At 63.3% G+C, this 13,840-nt stretch carries 17 protein-coding genes and 4 tRNA genes; 19 read left to right on the top strand and 2 right to left on the bottom strand.

The window, feature by feature from the left end; genetic code table 11:
• Positions 1-236: hypothetical protein (locus tag HMPREF1023_RS15750; RefSeq protein ID WP_035578952.1), on the top strand; the 236-nt coding region annotated here is incomplete at its 5' end.
• Between the two features lie 122 nt (positions 237-358).
• On the opposite strand, the gene HMPREF1023_RS10620 is transcribed toward HMPREF1023_RS15750, so the two are convergent.
• Positions 359-1,645: an aminotransferase gene (locus tag HMPREF1023_RS10620; protein ID WP_009306310.1), complete on the bottom strand. Its 1,287-nt coding sequence runs from the start codon at positions 1,643-1,645 to the stop codon at positions 359-361.
• Between the two features lie 181 nt (positions 1,646-1,826).
• Between HMPREF1023_RS10620 and HMPREF1023_RS10615 the strand changes: the two genes are divergently transcribed.
• From HMPREF1023_RS10615 to HMPREF1023_RS10535, 18 genes are all read left to right on the top strand, one after another.
• Positions 1,827-2,009, top strand: a complete 183-nt coding sequence (locus tag HMPREF1023_RS10615) for a hypothetical protein (protein ID WP_009306308.1) — start codon at positions 1,827-1,829, stop codon at positions 2,007-2,009.
• Between the two features lie 143 nt (positions 2,010-2,152).
• Positions 2,153-3,739 carry a sodium/proline symporter gene (locus HMPREF1023_RS10610; RefSeq protein ID WP_009306305.1) on the top strand — a complete coding sequence of 529 codons (1,587 nt, stop codon included), beginning with the start codon at positions 2,153-2,155 and terminating at the stop codon, positions 3,737-3,739.
• Between the two features lie 273 nt (positions 3,740-4,012).
• Positions 4,013-4,744: a hypothetical protein gene (locus HMPREF1023_RS16005; protein ID WP_009306303.1), complete on the top strand. Its 732-nt coding sequence runs from the start codon at positions 4,013-4,015 to the stop codon at positions 4,742-4,744.
• 70 nt (positions 4,745-4,814) lie between these two features.
• Entirely contained in the window at positions 4,815-5,183 is a 369-nt protein-coding gene (locus HMPREF1023_RS16000; RefSeq protein ID WP_009306301.1) for a C40 family peptidase, read from the top strand.
• 91 nt (positions 5,184-5,274) lie between these two features.
• Positions 5,275-5,787 carry a YbhB/YbcL family Raf kinase inhibitor-like protein gene (locus HMPREF1023_RS10600; protein WP_009306299.1) on the top strand — a complete coding sequence of 171 codons (513 nt, stop codon included), beginning with the start codon at positions 5,275-5,277 and terminating at the stop codon, positions 5,785-5,787.
• A gap of 10 nt (positions 5,788-5,797) precedes the next feature.
• The gene (locus tag HMPREF1023_RS10595; protein WP_009306297.1) at positions 5,798-6,319 is read left to right on the top strand and encodes a DNA-deoxyinosine glycosylase; all 522 of its coding nucleotides are present in this window, start codon (positions 5,798-5,800) and stop codon (positions 6,317-6,319) included.
• Positions 6,320-6,516: 197 nt separating this feature from the next.
• Positions 6,517-6,601 (top strand) — tRNA-Tyr (locus tag HMPREF1023_RS10590).
• A 6-nt stretch (positions 6,602-6,607) separates the two neighbouring features.
• A tRNA-Thr gene (locus HMPREF1023_RS10585) sits at positions 6,608-6,683 on the top strand.
• A 13-nt stretch (positions 6,684-6,696) separates the two neighbouring features.
• Positions 6,697-6,773, top strand: a tRNA-Met gene (locus HMPREF1023_RS10580).
• A gap of 83 nt (positions 6,774-6,856) precedes the next feature.
• Positions 6,857-8,059, top strand: coding sequence for an elongation factor Tu (tuf, locus tag HMPREF1023_RS10575; protein WP_009306296.1), 1,203 nt, complete (start codon positions 6,857-6,859; stop codon positions 8,057-8,059).
• Positions 8,060-8,167: 108 nt separating this feature from the next.
• Complete coding sequence (gene rpmG, locus HMPREF1023_RS10570) at positions 8,168-8,317, top strand: 50S ribosomal protein L33 (RefSeq protein WP_009306293.1); 150 nt, start codon at positions 8,168-8,170, stop codon at positions 8,315-8,317.
• A gap of 24 nt (positions 8,318-8,341) precedes the next feature.
• A tRNA-Trp gene (locus HMPREF1023_RS10565) sits at positions 8,342-8,418 on the top strand.
• 106 nt (positions 8,419-8,524) lie between these two features.
• Positions 8,525-8,980 carry a preprotein translocase subunit SecE gene (gene secE / locus HMPREF1023_RS10560; RefSeq protein ID WP_009306292.1) on the top strand — a complete coding sequence of 152 codons (456 nt, stop codon included), beginning with the start codon at positions 8,525-8,527 and terminating at the stop codon, positions 8,978-8,980.
• Positions 8,981-8,984: 4 nt separating this feature from the next.
• Positions 8,985-9,515, top strand: a complete 531-nt coding sequence (nusG, locus tag HMPREF1023_RS10555; protein ID WP_009306289.1) for a transcription termination/antitermination protein NusG — start codon at positions 8,985-8,987, stop codon at positions 9,513-9,515.
• Positions 9,516-9,631: 116 nt separating this feature from the next.
• Entirely contained in the window at positions 9,632-10,132 is a 501-nt protein-coding gene (gene rplK / locus HMPREF1023_RS10550; RefSeq protein ID WP_009306288.1) for a 50S ribosomal protein L11, read from the top strand.
• Between the two features lie 114 nt (positions 10,133-10,246).
• The gene (rplA, locus tag HMPREF1023_RS10545) at positions 10,247-10,960 is read left to right on the top strand and encodes a 50S ribosomal protein L1 (protein ID WP_009306286.1); all 714 of its coding nucleotides are present in this window, start codon (positions 10,247-10,249) and stop codon (positions 10,958-10,960) included.
• A 241-nt stretch (positions 10,961-11,201) separates the two neighbouring features.
• Complete coding sequence (locus HMPREF1023_RS10540; RefSeq protein ID WP_009306284.1) at positions 11,202-12,176, top strand: SPFH domain-containing protein; 975 nt, start codon at positions 11,202-11,204, stop codon at positions 12,174-12,176.
• 55 nt (positions 12,177-12,231) lie between these two features.
• Complete coding sequence (locus HMPREF1023_RS10535) at positions 12,232-12,444, top strand: hypothetical protein (protein WP_009306281.1); 213 nt, start codon at positions 12,232-12,234, stop codon at positions 12,442-12,444.
• A 45-nt stretch (positions 12,445-12,489) separates the two neighbouring features.
• Here HMPREF1023_RS10535 and HMPREF1023_RS10530 read toward each other — a convergent pair whose 3' ends face one another.
• Complete coding sequence (locus HMPREF1023_RS10530) at positions 12,490-13,812, bottom strand: hypothetical protein (protein WP_009306279.1); 1,323 nt, start codon at positions 13,810-13,812, stop codon at positions 12,490-12,492.
• Positions 13,813-13,840 lie beyond the last annotated feature (28 nt).

Below are 13,840 nucleotides of genomic sequence, written 5' to 3'. Positions count from 1 at the left end.
GCTCGCTGCTGTCGTTCACGGACGACGGAGACGCGCTCGCCCGGGCCGCGCGGGCCCTCGTGGCGCACGAGAAGCGCTCCCTCAGGCGCGCCGGAGCCGAAGGCGCCCGCAAGAAGGTGGTCGTGGAAACGCTCAACGGCCGATCGATCCTGGATTCCCCGCTTGCCGAAGTCCTGCAAGATGCGGGGTTGGTGCGCCTTCCCGACGGCATGCGCCTCTACGTCTCGCCGTTCTGACGGTTCCGACGGCTCCGGCGGCCTACGGACTGCGCCAACCTGTGCGCCTTACATGCCCCGAACAAGAAAAGGAGCCGCCCGAGGGCGGCTCCTTCCGAACGATCGCAAGCCGGGCGTGCAGTCTAGCCCAGCAGCTTCTCCACGTAGGCCAGCTTCACGCAGACGGTGAACACGTCCATAGCCTCGTCCAACTCCTCCAGCGGCGGCAGGGTGGGGGCGATGCGGATATTGCTGTCGTTCGGATCCTGCTTGTACGGGTACGTGGCGCCTGCGCCCGTCATCGTGACGCCTGCTTCCTTCGCCAGGGTCACGACGCGCTTGGCACAGCCTTGCGGTGCGTCGAACGACACGAAGTAGCCGCCGCGCGGGTTCGACCACGAGCAGCCGCCCACCTCGTCGAGTCCCTCCTGCAGCTTGGCGTTCACCAGCTCGAACTTCGGGCGCAGGATGGCGGCGTGCTTGGCCATGTGCGCCGCCAGGCCTTCGGCGTCGCGCAGGAAGCGCACGTGGCGCAGCTGGTTCAGCTTGTCGTGGCCGATGGTCTGCACGCCCACGCGTTTCTTGATCTCGGCGATGTTGGCCGGGCTCGCCGCCAAGGCGGAGATGCCCGCGCCGGGGAACGTCACCTTCGAGGTGGAGGCGAACTTGAAGCAGCGGTCCTCGGTTCCCGCTTCGCGACAGGCGGCGGCGATGTCGAGCAGCTGATCCTGCTCGGCCGCGTCGTCGAACAGATGGTGCACGCAGTACGCGTTGTCCCAGAAGATGCGGAAGTCGTCGGCGGCGCACTCCATGGCGGCCAGGCGGCGCACCGTCTCGTCGGAATACGTCGTGCCGCCGGGGTTCGAGTACTTCGGCACGCACCAGATGCCCTTCACGGAGGCGTCGGAGGCGGCGATGCGCTCGACCTCGTCCATGTCGGGCCCTTCGTCGGTCATCGGCACGGGGATCATCTCGATGCCGAACTCCTCGGTCACGCCGAAGTGGCGGTCGTAGCCGGGAGCGGGGCAGATCCACTTCACCGTGTCCAGCTTGCCCCACGGCTCAGAGCCCAGCGTGCCGAACATCCAGCAGCGCGCCACGGTGTCGTACATGATGTTGAGGCTGGCGTTGCCGAACACGATGACGTTGTCCGGCTCGTCGTCCAGCATGCAGGCCATGAACTCCTTGGCCTCGGGAAGGCCGAATCCCACGCCGTAGTTGCGGCAGTCGGTGCCGTCGGCGGCCACGCAGTCCTCCATCGTGGTCACGGTTTCCAGCAGCGGCATGCTGAGGTCGAGCTGCGCCTTGGCGGGCTTGCCGCGCGCCATGTTCAGCGCCAGACCGCGCGCCTTGATCTCGCCGTACTCGCGCTCCAGCTCCTCCTTGAGCGCTGCCAGCTGAACGTTATCCATCTCCGCGTACGTGGGCATCGTGCTTCCTTCCATTGTGAGTCGTGCGTACGATCCCCAGTATAAGGTTAAGGGGAAAGGCCGTCGATAGCGTTTTCGCCGAACGACGGTCCGGTGTCCCGCGTGCAACGGCTCCGCCGCCCTCCGCTGCGCCGGAAGCTCCGCGCGCTACGATGCGGGCATCCGACGAAAGGAGGCCCTCATGCCCATACCCGACCCGCGCGCCAACGAGAAGAAGGAAACCTACATCTCGCGCTGCATGGAGCACATCACCCGCTACGAGAAGGACAAGTTCCCCGATCAAGACCAGCGCGCCGCCATCTGCTACTCCACTTGGGATCGCTGGCAGAAGGACCACGGCCACCCCGAGAAAGCCGAAAAGTAGGCTTCGTTCCAAGTCCCTTCATCCTGCATGAGGCGGGGCGGCGGGGGCGATGACCTGCCTCCGCCGCAATTAGTCGCGCTTCGACCCGCGCCGTTGTCGTATAATTCCCTCATTTCGCATAGAGAAGAGGGGAGGAGACACCTGTGGTTTCCAACGATTTTTGGGTCGTATTCGCGATGCTCCTGTATTTCGTCGCGGTGCTCACCATCGGGTTCGTGTACGCGAAGCGCTCGAACTCGTCGACGGCCGAGTACTTCCTCGGCGGCCGCGGGGTGGGGCCGTGGCTCACGGCGCTGTCGGCGGAGGCGTCCGACATGTCGGGCTGGTTGCTCATGGGCCTGCCGGGCGTGGCCTACTTCACCGGTGCGTCCGACGCCATGTGGACCGCCATCGGCCTTGCCATCGGCACGTATCTCAACTGGAAGTTCGTGGCGAAGCGTTTGCGGAAGTATTCCGTGGTGGCGGGCGATTCCATCACGCTGCCGGAATTCTACAGCAAGCGCTTCCATGACCGTAAGAACATCGTGTCCACGGTGGCCGCGCTCATCATCATGGTGTTCTTCTGCGTGTACGTGGGCAGCTGTTTCGTCACGTGCGGAAAGCTGTTCGCCACGCTGTTCGGCCTCGACTACGCCACGATGATGGTGCTCGGCGCCATCATCGTGTTTTTGTACACGCTGGTCGGCGGCTACCTTTCGGTGGTCACCACCGACTTCGTGCAGGGCGTGCTCATGTTCTTCGCGCTGGCCACCGTGTTCGTGGGCTCGGTCGCCTGGGCGGGCGGCGTCGACAACACCGTCGCGTTCCTGCAGAACATCCCCGGCTTCCTCAGCGGCACCCAGATAGCGGTGCCCCTCGTGGACGACGCGGGCCGGCAGCTCGTGGAGAACGGGACGCCCCTGTTCGGCGACGCGGCCGAGTACCCGCTCATCACCATCGCCTCGATGCTGGCGTGGGGCCTCGGCTACTTCGGTATGCCGCAGGTGCTCGTGCGATTCATGGGCATCCGCTCGGCTGACGAGGTGAAGAAGTCGCGCGTGATCGCGGTCGTATGGTGCGTCGTGTCGCTGGCCTGCGGCATCTGCATCGGCTTGGTGGGCCGCGTCATCATTCCCGTCGACTTCGCCACGCAGGCTCAGGCCGAAAACGTGTTCATCGTGCTGTCCCAGATGATCTTGCCGCCGTTCATGTGCGGCGTAGTGGTGTCGGGCATCTTCGCGGCGTCGATGAGCTCCTCGTCCTCGTACCTGCTGATCGCCGGCTCCTCGGTGGCTGAGAACATCTTCCGCGGGGTCGTCAAGAAAGACGCCACCGACCGCCAGGTCATGATCGTGGCGCGCCTCACGCTCATCGCGGTGTTCATGTTCGGCATCATCGTGGCGTACGACGAGAACTCTTCTATCTTCGGGGTGGTGTCCTACGCTTGGGCGGGCCTCGGCGCCTCGTTCGGCCCGCTCACCCTGTGCGCCTTGTATTGGCGCCGCGCCAACATGCAGGGTGCGCTGGCCGGCATGATCACTGGTACGGTCACGGTGCTCGTCTGGCACAACTTCATCAAGCCTCTCGGCGGCGTGTTCGGCATCTACGAGCTGCTCCCCGCGTTCGTCCTGTCGTTCGCCGCCATCATCATCGTGTCGCTGCTCACGCCCGCCCCGTCGGAGGCGGTCGCGAACGAGTTCGACCATTACATGGACGAAGGGGGAGCCGCCGTCGAAAAGGTCGTGCAGTAGTCGGATCGTTCACGGTTGCACAACATCTAGAGGAGGCCACCACAACACTTGGTGGCCTCCTCTTTTTCCCGTCATGCCTGATGGAGGGCTTGTTTGTGGTTTCGTGACGTGAAGGATACGGCTGCGGCACTTCGACATCGCCCCATGTGGCGGCTTTGAACTGGGCTTATGAAACGCGTTCACAACCTTTTTTGACCATCGGCGCGAACGTGGTATCATGCGTTCAGCTTTTGCCCATACATACTACGTGCTCAATCTAGGAGGATTTCATACATGAGCGAGCATACAATCGGACTGAGCAGGCGAACATTCCTCACCGGCGCGGCCGCGCTCGGCGCCCTTTCCGTTCTGGCTCCGACGACCGCGTTCGCAGAGACGGCTGCTGAGAAGCAGGCCGAGGCCGATGCGGTGCGCAACCAGCTGATCGGCTTGCAGGCCGATCTCGAGGCTGCCGAAATCAGCTATTACTCCGCCCTCGACGAGCGCGATGCCGCGCAGAAGGCGATGGAGGATCAGCAGGCCAAAATCGACGACGCTAACAGCCAGATCAGCGATCTGCAGGACAAGCTGGGCACGCGTGCCCGCAACATGTACCGCAACGGATCCACGAGCTTCGTCGATTTCGTCCTGGGTGCCGCCTCGTTCGAAGAGTTCACCCAGAATTGGGATCTTCTCAACAAGATGAACGAGAACGACGCCGATATGGTCGACCAGACGAAGACCTTGCGCGAAGAGCTGCAGGCTGCCAAGGACGAATTCGCTCGCCAAGAGCAAATCGCCTCGGCCAAGGCTGCGGAAGCCAAACAGATCCAAAGCGATGTCCAGGCCAAGGTCGACCAGGCTACCGAGCTGGTCAGCTCCCTCGATGCCGAAGCGCAGGAGCTCCTTCAGCAGGAGCAGGCTGCGGCGGCGGCCGCTGCGGCGGCGGAGGCTGCGGCCGAGGCCGAGCGTCAGCGCCAGGCGGAGCAGGCGGTGAACTCCCGGCGGCGGCGGTGGCGGCGCTAGCGGCGGTTCAGGTTCCGGCTCCGGCGGCGGAAGCGGTTCGTCCGGCGGCGGCGGTGGTGGCGGTTCTGTAGTGTATCCGTCCCGTCCGGTCGGTTCCTACGACTCGGTCGTGGGCTACGCTATGAGCCGTATCGGCTGCCCCTACATCTGGGGTGCCGAAGGCCCCGACTCCTTTGACTGCTCCGGCTTGGTCACGTGGGCGTACCGCCAGGTGGGCATGTATCTGCCGCACCAGAGCGAGGCGCAGTACGCGGCAGCCGCGCGCGTCGTATCGGTTTCCGAGGCGCGTCCGGGCGACGTGCTGTGGCGTTACGGTCACGTCGGTATCGCGGTGAGTGCAGGCGGCTCGCACTACGTGCACGCTCCCACCTTCAACGCGTACGTGCGCGACACCGATCCGCTGTCGTGGGCGCAGTTCACGAACGCGCTGCAGTTCTAAGGCTTCATACGATCACTAAGGGAGGGCTTCGGCCCTCCCTTCTTCTATACCACGGTGCCAACCGTTGGTTCCGCGCGAAAGGAGATCGACCATGCGCATATTCGTCGAGCTCGACAACGGGCTGCTGCCCGATCGCTTCGGCAAGCACGCCCCCGAAGCGTACCAGCTGGACGGGCATCCCGTCCGCTCGTTTCCCATAGAAATCGCCGACGTGCCCGAAGGCGCGCGCTCGCTTGCGCTCACGTTTCTCGACTACGACGCCGTCCCCGTAGGCGGCTTCTGCTGGATCCATTGGCTTGCGTGCGACATCGCGCCGGACACGACGCTCGTTCCCGAGAACGCCAGCGCCTCGGGCGAGCTGGCTTGCGTACAGGGCTCGAACAGCGATTGGTCGCCTCTGGCAGGCAGCCATACCGACCCGCGCATCATCCATCGTTACGCGGGCCCGTACCCGCCTGACAAGACGCACGACTACACGCTGACCGTGTACGCGCTCGATTGCGAGCTCGGTTTGTCCGAGGGCTACTTCCTCAACGAGTTCAGGCGCGCCGTTCGCGGGCATGTGCTGGACGAGGCTTCGCTCGAGCTGCCCAGCCGCGCATAGGGGAGGGCTCGTGGAAGCCGTTCGCATCGAGCATCCGCTCGAACCTATATATGCAGTCGATTCGCGCGTGCTCGTGCTGGGAACCATGCCTTCTCCGAAATCGCGCGAGATCGGATTCTACTACGGGCATCCGCAAAACCGGTTCTGGAAGGTGATGGGCGCGCTGTTCGACGAGCCCGAGCCGCTCGGCATCGAGGGACGCACGGCGTTTCTCTATGCGCACGGCATCGCTCTTTGGGACGTTCTGTCGTCCTGCGCTATCGTCGGAGCTTCGGATGCGAGCATCGTCGACCCCGTTGCGAACAATCTTTCGCGCATTGCCGAGGCGGCGCCGCTCGAAGCCGTGTTCACCACGGGCTCGAAGGCGACGGCGCTCTATCGCCGCTTCGGCGCGCCGCAACTTCCCGGCCTTGCGCACACGGGACTTCCTTCCACCAGTCCTGCGAACGCGCGCATGCGCCTCGACGATCTTGTGAAAGCGTATTTGTCGATTCGCGAAACTTTGGAACGCCGGGACGGCGGCGGGCGATGAGCTTCTGCGAGGTCGTCGCTCGATTCGCTGGGCGGAGAGGTCGAGAAAAGGAGGAATCGTGGAGACACGCCCGGGGGCGTGTAGACAGTTGACACGCCGATGTTCCTAGCGTATTATTCTCCTGCTCGCGCGTTCGGGTTCACCGAAAAGCGCGGCAGGCAGCTTGATAAATACACATGAATTAAGCAGCGAATTATGGGCGTGTGCCCGAGTGGCTAAAGGGGACGGGCTGTAAACCCGTTGGCTATGCCTACCTAGGTTCGAATCCTAGCGCGCCCACCATTTTTCGCCTGTGTAGCTCAGTCGGTAGAGCACTTCCTTGGTAAGGAAGAGGTCGTCGGTTCAAGTCCGATCGCAGGCTCCATTTTTTGCTACCTGGCGGTGTAGCTCAGTTGGTTAGAGCACACGGTTCATACCCGTGGCGTCACTGGTTCAAATCCAGTCACCGCTACCATTGTATTATTTCGCGTCCGCTTTGTCGGACGCGTCGTTATTTTGTTTTCGTTTCGCGAAAATATCCTATAAGGAGGATGAAACATGGCTAAGGAGAAGTTCGAGCGTTCCAAGCCGCATGTTAACATCGGTACCATCGGCCACGTCGACCACGGTAAGACGACCCTGACGGCCGCCATTTCCAAGACGCTGTCCGAGAACGACGGCTCGCACGGCTCCGCTCGTGCCGACTTCACGGCGTTCGAGAACATCGACAAGGCTCCCGAGGAGCGCGAGCGCGGTATCACGATCTCCATCGCTCACATCGAGTACGAGACGGATTCCCGCCACTACGCTCACGTCGACTGCCCCGGTCACGCTGACTACGTCAAGAACATGATCACGGGTGCTGCTCAGATGGACGGCGCCATCCTCGTTATCGCCGCCACCGACGGCCCGATGGCCCAGACCCGCGAGCACATCCTGCTCGCCCGTCAGGTCGGCGTGCCCTACATCGTGGTCTTCCTGAACAAGTGCGACATGGTCGACGACGAGGAGCTCCTCGAGCTCGTCGAGATGGAAGTTCGCGAGCTGCTCGACTCTTACGAGTTCCCGGGCGACGACACCCCGATCATCCGTGGCTCCGCTCTGAAGGCTCTCGAGGGCGACAAAGAGTGGCAGGAGAAGGTCTGGGAGCTCATGGACGCCGTCGACTCCTACATCCCGACGCCGGAGCGCATGGTCGACAAGCCGTTCCTGATGGCCGTCGAGGACACGATGACCATCACCGGCCGTGGCACCGTTGCCACCGGTCGTGTGGAGCGCGGTACGCTGCATGTCAACGACCCGCTGGAGATCGTCGGTATCAAGGAGACCCAGAACACGGTCTGCACCGGTATCGAGATGTTCCGCAAGCTGCTCGACGAGGCTCAGGCCGGCGACAACATCGGCTGCCTGCTCCGCGGTGTCAAGCGCGAGGAGATCGTTCGCGGCCAGGTTCTCTGCAAGCCCGGTAGCGTGACCCCGCACACCGAGTTCGAGGGTCAGGTCTACATCCTGACGAAGGAAGAGGGCGGCCGCCACACGCCGTTCTTCGACGGCTACCGTCCGCAGTTCTACTTCCGCACGACGGACGTGACGGGTGTTGCCCACCTTCCCGAGGGCACCGAGATGGTCATGCCGGGCGACAACGTGGAGATCAAGGGCGAGCTCATTCACCCGATCGCCATGGAAGAGGGCCTGCGCTTCGCTATCCGCGAGGGTGGCCGCACGGTCGGCTCCGGTCGCGTTACGAAGATCATCAAGTAACACCGTTTTAGCGTGATTCGGCGGGGCCCGCTCCAAGCGGGCCCCGCTCATGAAAATTCATGTGTATGAGATCCAAGCTCGTTTCAGTTGAGGCATAAAGGAGAATTCATGCGTACGTTGGTCACTTTGGCGTGCACGGAGTGCAAGCGCCGTAACTACACGACCAAGAAGAACAAGCAGAACAATCCTGATCGTATCGAGTTGAAGAAGTACTGCAAGTGGTGCAAGTGCCACACGGTGCATAAAGAGACCCGATAGCGCGTCAGAGGTTTGCACGAGCATAGGCCAGTAGCTCCAATTGGTAGAGCGGCGGTCTCCAAAACCGCATGTTGGGGGTTCGAGTCCCTCCTGGCCTGCCAGCTCGAGTATATGAGCAGCTTGCATCAGGTTGCTTGGATGAGCAGCTTGTGATCAGGCTGCTTGTTTGGCGTTTACACGGATACGAATCCCCGGTTAAGGAATCAGATGGCGAAGAAATCAAAGACACAGCGAGCGAAGGCATCTGCCGCACGCGCAGCCCGCAAGGAGCAGGCGCTGAAGGAAGAGGCCGCTGCCAAGGCGAACAAGAACGCCGAGGCCGATGCTGCTGCGACCGAGGCGCCTAAGAAGCGGTTCTTCAAGAAGGCCGAGAAAAGCGACGCGGCCGTGGACGGCGGCAAGCAGGCGAAGGCCTCTGCGAAAGCCGTCGAGAAGAAGGTCGAGAAGGCTCCTGAGAAGAAGCCTGCGAAGAAGCGTCGTTTCGGGTTTCTCAAGGACGTTCGCTCGGAGCTCAAGCGCGTCACGTGGCCGACCAAGCAGGACGTCCTGCGCTGGAGCGTCGTCGTGGTAGTCGCGCTCGTGTTCTTCGGCGTGTACGTTGCCGTGCTCGACAACGTCGTCATCACGCCGCTGCTGATTGCAATTTCCGGTTTGGGGGTCTAAGCGCATGGCGAAGAAGTGGTACGTCCTGCACACGTATTCAGGATACGAGAACAAGGTCAAGAAGAACCTCGAGACGCGCATCGAAACGATGGGTCTCGAGAACAACGTCTTCGGTATCGAGATCCCGACAGAGATGGTCACCGAGATCAAAGAGGGCGGCCGTCGCGTCGAGAGCGAGAAGAAGGTGTTCCCGGGCTACGTGCTCGTCCGCATGGAGCTGGACGATCGCAGCTGGGCTGCGGTTCGCAACACCCCGGGCGTGACGGGGTTCGTGGGTGCCGACGGCAACCCTGCGCCGCTCACGCGCGACGAGTACAACAAGATCATGAAGCGCACGAGCCGCGAGGCTCCGAAGAAGACTTCGTCGAGCCTGGAAGTGGGGCAGTCGGTGAAGGTGGTCTCGGGTCCGCTCGCCGAGTTCGACGGCGTGGTGTCCGAGGTGTCGCCCGATGCCGGCAAGGTGAAGGTCATGGTCTCCATCTTCGGCCGCGAGACTCCGGTCGAGCTTTCGTTCGATCAGGTGGCCAAGATTTAAAGGTGCGAACACAAGCGGCGTCGCGTGCCCGCGTGGACCGGGGCTTCTCATTCGACCTATGCCGCTTTGTTGATAGATTTGTCTAGATGATTTTACTCAGCTGAAAGGAAGCTCTCATGGCTGAAAAGAAGCAAACCGGCTTTATCAAGCTGCAAATCCCCGCGGGCGCCGCCAACCCGGCTCCTCCGGTCGGCCCGGCCCTCGGCGCCCAGGGCGTCAACATCATGCAGTTCTGCCAGGCGTTCAACGCCCAGACGCAGGACCAGTCCGGCACCATCATCCCGGTCGAGATCACGGTGTACGAGGACAAGTCGTTCACCTTCGTGTGCAAGACCCCGCCGGCGGCCGTCCTCATCAAGGAGAAGCTGAACATCAACAGCGGTTCCGGCCTGCCGCACGTGCAGCCCGTCGGCACGCTCACGGAGGATCAGCTCCGCGAGATCGCCGAGATCAAGATGCCCGACCTCAACGCCAACACCATCGAGGCCGCCATGGAGATCATCGCCGGCACGGCTCGCAGCATGGGCGTGCGCATCGAGGGTCGCGAGATGAAGATCAAGTACGTGCCCTCCAAGAAGGTCGCGGCCATGCTTCAGGGCAAGACGCTGGAAGACTAGCCTCCAGCTGCCCGACGTAGGGAATGACCGGCCGCCGGAAAGGCGGCCGTTGTTCGATAGAACGCAGTGGAAGGGCGCCGAGGGCGCTCGCTACTCACCACGAAAGGAAGAACCATGACGAAGCTTTCCAAGAACTATCGCGCCGCTCTCGAGAAGGTCGGCGAGGAGACCCGCGCCCCCCTCGAGGCCATGGCCCTCGTGAAGGAGGTCTCGTTCGCGAAGTTCGACGAGACGGTGGAGGCGGACTTCCGCCTGGGCATCGACACCCGTCAGGCCGATCAGCAGCTCCGCGGCACCGTGAGCCTGCCGAACGGCTCGGGCAAGACCGTCCGCGTGGCCGTGTTCGCCGAGGGCGAAGCCGCTCGTGCCGCCGAAGAGGCCGGTGCCGACATCGTGGGCACCGACGAGCTGACGCAGCAGATCCAGGCCGGCGAGTTCAACTTCGATGCCGCCGTGGCCACGCCCGATCAGATGGGCAAGGTCGGTCGCCTGGGCAAGATCCTCGGTCCCCGCGGCCTCATGCCGAACCCGAAGCTGGGCACCGTCACCAACGACGTGGCGAAGGCCATCAACGAGCTCAAGGGCGGCCGCGTGGAGTACCGCGCCGACCGTTACGGCATCGCGCACGTCATCCTCGGCAAGGTGAGCTTCACCGCCGAGCAGCTGGCCGAGAACTACGGCGCCGTGTACGACGAGATCCTCCGTATGAAGCCGGCCGCCGCGAAGGGCAAGTACGTGAAGTCCATCACGGTGTCCTCCACGATGAGCCCCGGCGTGAAGGTCGATCCGTCCGTGAACCGCAACTACACGGAGCCCGCCGCTGAATAAGCGCACGAGCACGAACCATGAAAAGGAGCCGAGAGGCTCCTTTTCTTTTGCATCATGAACGAACAAATGTTTCATGTGAAACACTCTGAGACGCCTATGCTCGACGGGGAGGAAGGCGATGCGGAGCCCTTCGCCCCCACGCTTCCTATAACGATCTCAATGTGATATCATATTCGTATCACCTCGCTGAGGTGGCGGGCGAGCGCATGGGGCGCGGAGCCTGAGAGAGAAAGGGATCATCATGTCCGTCGAGAAGACCGTTCATGCAAGGAGCGGCTGGCCGATGCTGGCGCTTCTGCTCGCCGTCGTCGCGCTGTGCGTCGCGTTGATCGTGACGGGGGCGACCATGGCTCCGCCCGATGATGCGCCTATCACGACCGCGACGCAAACGCTCGGCATTGCGCTGCTGGTGGCGGGCATCGTCGCCGTATGCGTGGCGCCCGTCCTGCTGCTGATGGGCTTCTTCACCATCCAGCCGAACCAGGCGCGCGTGCTCATCCTGTTCGGCGACTACAAGGGCACCGTGCGCGACGAAGGTTTCCACTGGGCCAACCCGTTCTACTCCCGCAACGCCGGCTCCACGGTCGACGTGGCCACGGGCAAGCCCATCGCGAAGTCCACGAAGGTCTCGCTGCGCGCCCGCACGTACAACGGCGAGCACCTCAAGGTGAACGACAAGTGCGGCAACCCCATCGAGATCGCCGACGTCATCGTGTGGCGCGTCGAGAACACGGCGAAAGCGCTGTTCGACGTGGACGACTACAACACCTACGTGCATACGCAAAGCGAGACGGCGCTGCGTCATGTGGCCACCACGTACGCCTATGACCAGATGCCCGGCGAGCCCGAAGACGAGATCACGCTGCGCAGCAACATCGAGGAGGTGTCCGAGGCGCTCAAGGAAGAGTTGGCGGTGCGCCTGGAGAAGGCCGGCGTGGTCATCGACGACGCGCGCCTCACGCACCTGGCGTACGCGCCGGAGATCGCCCAGGCGATGCTGCGCCGCCAGCAGGCCGAAGCCGTCATCGCCGCCCGCGAGAAGATCGTGCAGGGCGCGGTGAGCATGGTGGACATGGCGCTGGCCGAGCTGTCGGCGAAGAACGTGGTAGACTTGGACGACGAGCGCAAGGCCGCCATGGTGTCGAACCTCATGGTGGTGCTCTGCGGCGAGTCCGACGCGCAGCCCGTGCTGAACACGGGAACGCTGTACCAGTAGGAAGGAACGCTGCGGCGCGGCGCCACGCGCCGTGCCGCAGCTTCGGTGGCAAGCTATGGCGAAGCGAAAACAGTATCCCCTGCGCATCGATTCGGAGGTGTGGGCCGGCATCGAACGGTGGGCCGCCGACGATTTGCGCAGCGTGAACGCCCAGGTGGAGTTCATCCTGCGCCGGGCGCTCAAGGACGCGGGGCGCCTCAAGGACGAAGGCGGCCGGCAGCCCGGGCATCCGGGACGCACGGGAGACGAAGAAGCGCCCGCGGAGTGATTCCGCGGGCGCTTCCGTTCGTTCGGGCAGGAAAGGGGAGGGCGGTTATGCCAGCACCTCTTCGCGCTCGACGACTTCTTCCAGCTTCTCGCGCGCCGGAGCGCGGGAGGAGTCGTGCTCGGAGCCCTGCACGCGGCCGAGCTTCGTGTTGTCCTCCTTGCGGTTGCGCAGCGCGCGCACCGGGCTGGGCTGGTCCTCGATGCGGTAGTCCTCGCCGTCCTTCTTCTGCGCCTCGCGGATGACGCGGTGGCTGGGCACGTTCTGAATGCGGCCGTTCACCTGGTCGTTCCAGCCGAAGAAGCGGTAGTCGCCGGGCAGCTCGTCCAGTTCGACGAACCCCTCTTCCTTCGCGGTGAGGGTCGCCTGCTCGTCCAGCACCTCGCGCACGTAGTCCTTCGTGGGGTGGAAGTCCAGAAGCTCGGGGAACTCGCCGTCGGGGATGAGCGACTGCCATTCCATGTTCTCGTGCTTGTACAGCAGGTCGGCGGCCTTGTGCAGGTGCCCGACTTCCTGCTCGAAGTGCTGCTCCCAGATCTTCTTCACGTACGGGTCGACCTCGGTCTCGTAGAACGAATAGTACAGGTACGTCTCCATGTACTCGCGCAGAAGCAGGTTCTGCAGCCAGGTGGCCGAAGGGTCGAGCAGCGCGCCGTAGTGCGTGACGTGCTCTTCCTCGACCATGCCGATTTCCAGGTAGAGGTCGCGCGCGACGCCTTCGGGCTGCGTGTTGCCCAGGTTCATGTAGAAGTTCATGGTCTGCTGCTCGCCGGCCGTCAGGATGAGCGCGCCGAGGATCGTGCGGATGTCGGCGGTCTTGGCGTTGCGCGGGGCGCGGACCGAGTCGAACGGATGGCGATGGTGCGCGACGGTGGGACGGCCCGGCGTGATCTCGATGGTGTCGAGCACGAGCTCGTGAGCGGGCAGGTCCTCGTCGACCTTGAGCAGGTTCGCGTAGCGGTACAGGTGGTCGAAGTCCTCGAGCAGGGCGAAGTCCATGCAGGATTTCGCGTACGCGTCGGGCTCGTGCATGGCGAGCCAGGCCGTGAGGTCGACGGCCAGCTGCTCGTAGCCGATGGTGGTCTCAAGCGGTGTCTCGTCGGAGGGCGACAGCCAGTTCACGTGCTTCTGCTGACCGGCCTCGATGCGGCGCATGAGGGCGAGGTCGCGGCGCAGGTCGTTGTCCTCGCAGTTGCGGTTGAAGTTGTGGCCGAACATCACGGCCTCCACCTCGATACCGTTCATGAGGATGATGCGCGCCTTGGTGTACGGATCGGTTTCCAGCTTCTTGTAAGGGCGGGGCGAAAGATCCTTCCAGTCCAGCATCATGTCCTCAAGGGATTTCGTCGGTTTCTGGTCAAACGGGTTCATAGAGCCTCCTGTTCGTTTGCTGACGGTT

Source organism: Eggerthella sp. 1_3_56FAA, assembly GCF_000185625.1.
Lineage (GTDB): Bacteria > Actinomycetota > Coriobacteriia > Coriobacteriales > Eggerthellaceae > Eggerthella > Eggerthella lenta.
This window is presented reverse-complemented; position numbering and strand designations above follow the sequence as displayed.

Bases quoted from the DNA above. Each gene is read 5' to 3' on its own strand.
- HMPREF1023_RS10620 (WP_009306310.1), bottom strand. From the start codon at position 1,645: ATGCCCACGTACGCGGAGATGGATAACGTTCAGCTGGCAGCGCTCAAG.
- HMPREF1023_RS10615 (WP_009306308.1), top strand. From the start codon at position 1,827: ATGCCCATACCCGACCCGCGCGCCAACGAGAAGAAGGAAACCTACATC.
- HMPREF1023_RS16005 (WP_009306303.1), top strand. From the start codon at position 4,013: ATGAGCGAGCATACAATCGGACTGAGCAGGCGAACATTCCTCACCGGC.
- HMPREF1023_RS10600 (WP_009306299.1), top strand. From the start codon at position 5,275: ATGCGCATATTCGTCGAGCTCGACAACGGGCTGCTGCCCGATCGCTTC.
- tuf (WP_009306296.1), top strand. From the start codon at position 6,857: ATGGCTAAGGAGAAGTTCGAGCGTTCCAAGCCGCATGTTAACATCGGT.
- rpmG (WP_009306293.1), top strand. From the start codon at position 8,168: ATGCGTACGTTGGTCACTTTGGCGTGCACGGAGTGCAAGCGCCGTAAC.
- secE (WP_009306292.1), top strand. From the start codon at position 8,525: ATGGCGAAGAAATCAAAGACACAGCGAGCGAAGGCATCTGCCGCACGC.
- nusG (WP_009306289.1), top strand. From the start codon at position 8,985: ATGGCGAAGAAGTGGTACGTCCTGCACACGTATTCAGGATACGAGAAC.
- rplK (WP_009306288.1), top strand. From the start codon at position 9,632: ATGGCTGAAAAGAAGCAAACCGGCTTTATCAAGCTGCAAATCCCCGCG.
- rplA (WP_009306286.1), top strand. From the start codon at position 10,247: ATGACGAAGCTTTCCAAGAACTATCGCGCCGCTCTCGAGAAGGTCGGC.
- HMPREF1023_RS10540 (WP_009306284.1), top strand. From the start codon at position 11,202: ATGTCCGTCGAGAAGACCGTTCATGCAAGGAGCGGCTGGCCGATGCTG.
- HMPREF1023_RS10535 (WP_009306281.1), top strand. From the start codon at position 12,232: ATGGCGAAGCGAAAACAGTATCCCCTGCGCATCGATTCGGAGGTGTGG.
- HMPREF1023_RS10530 (WP_009306279.1), bottom strand. From the start codon at position 13,812: ATGAACCCGTTTGACCAGAAACCGACGAAATCCCTTGAGGACATGATG.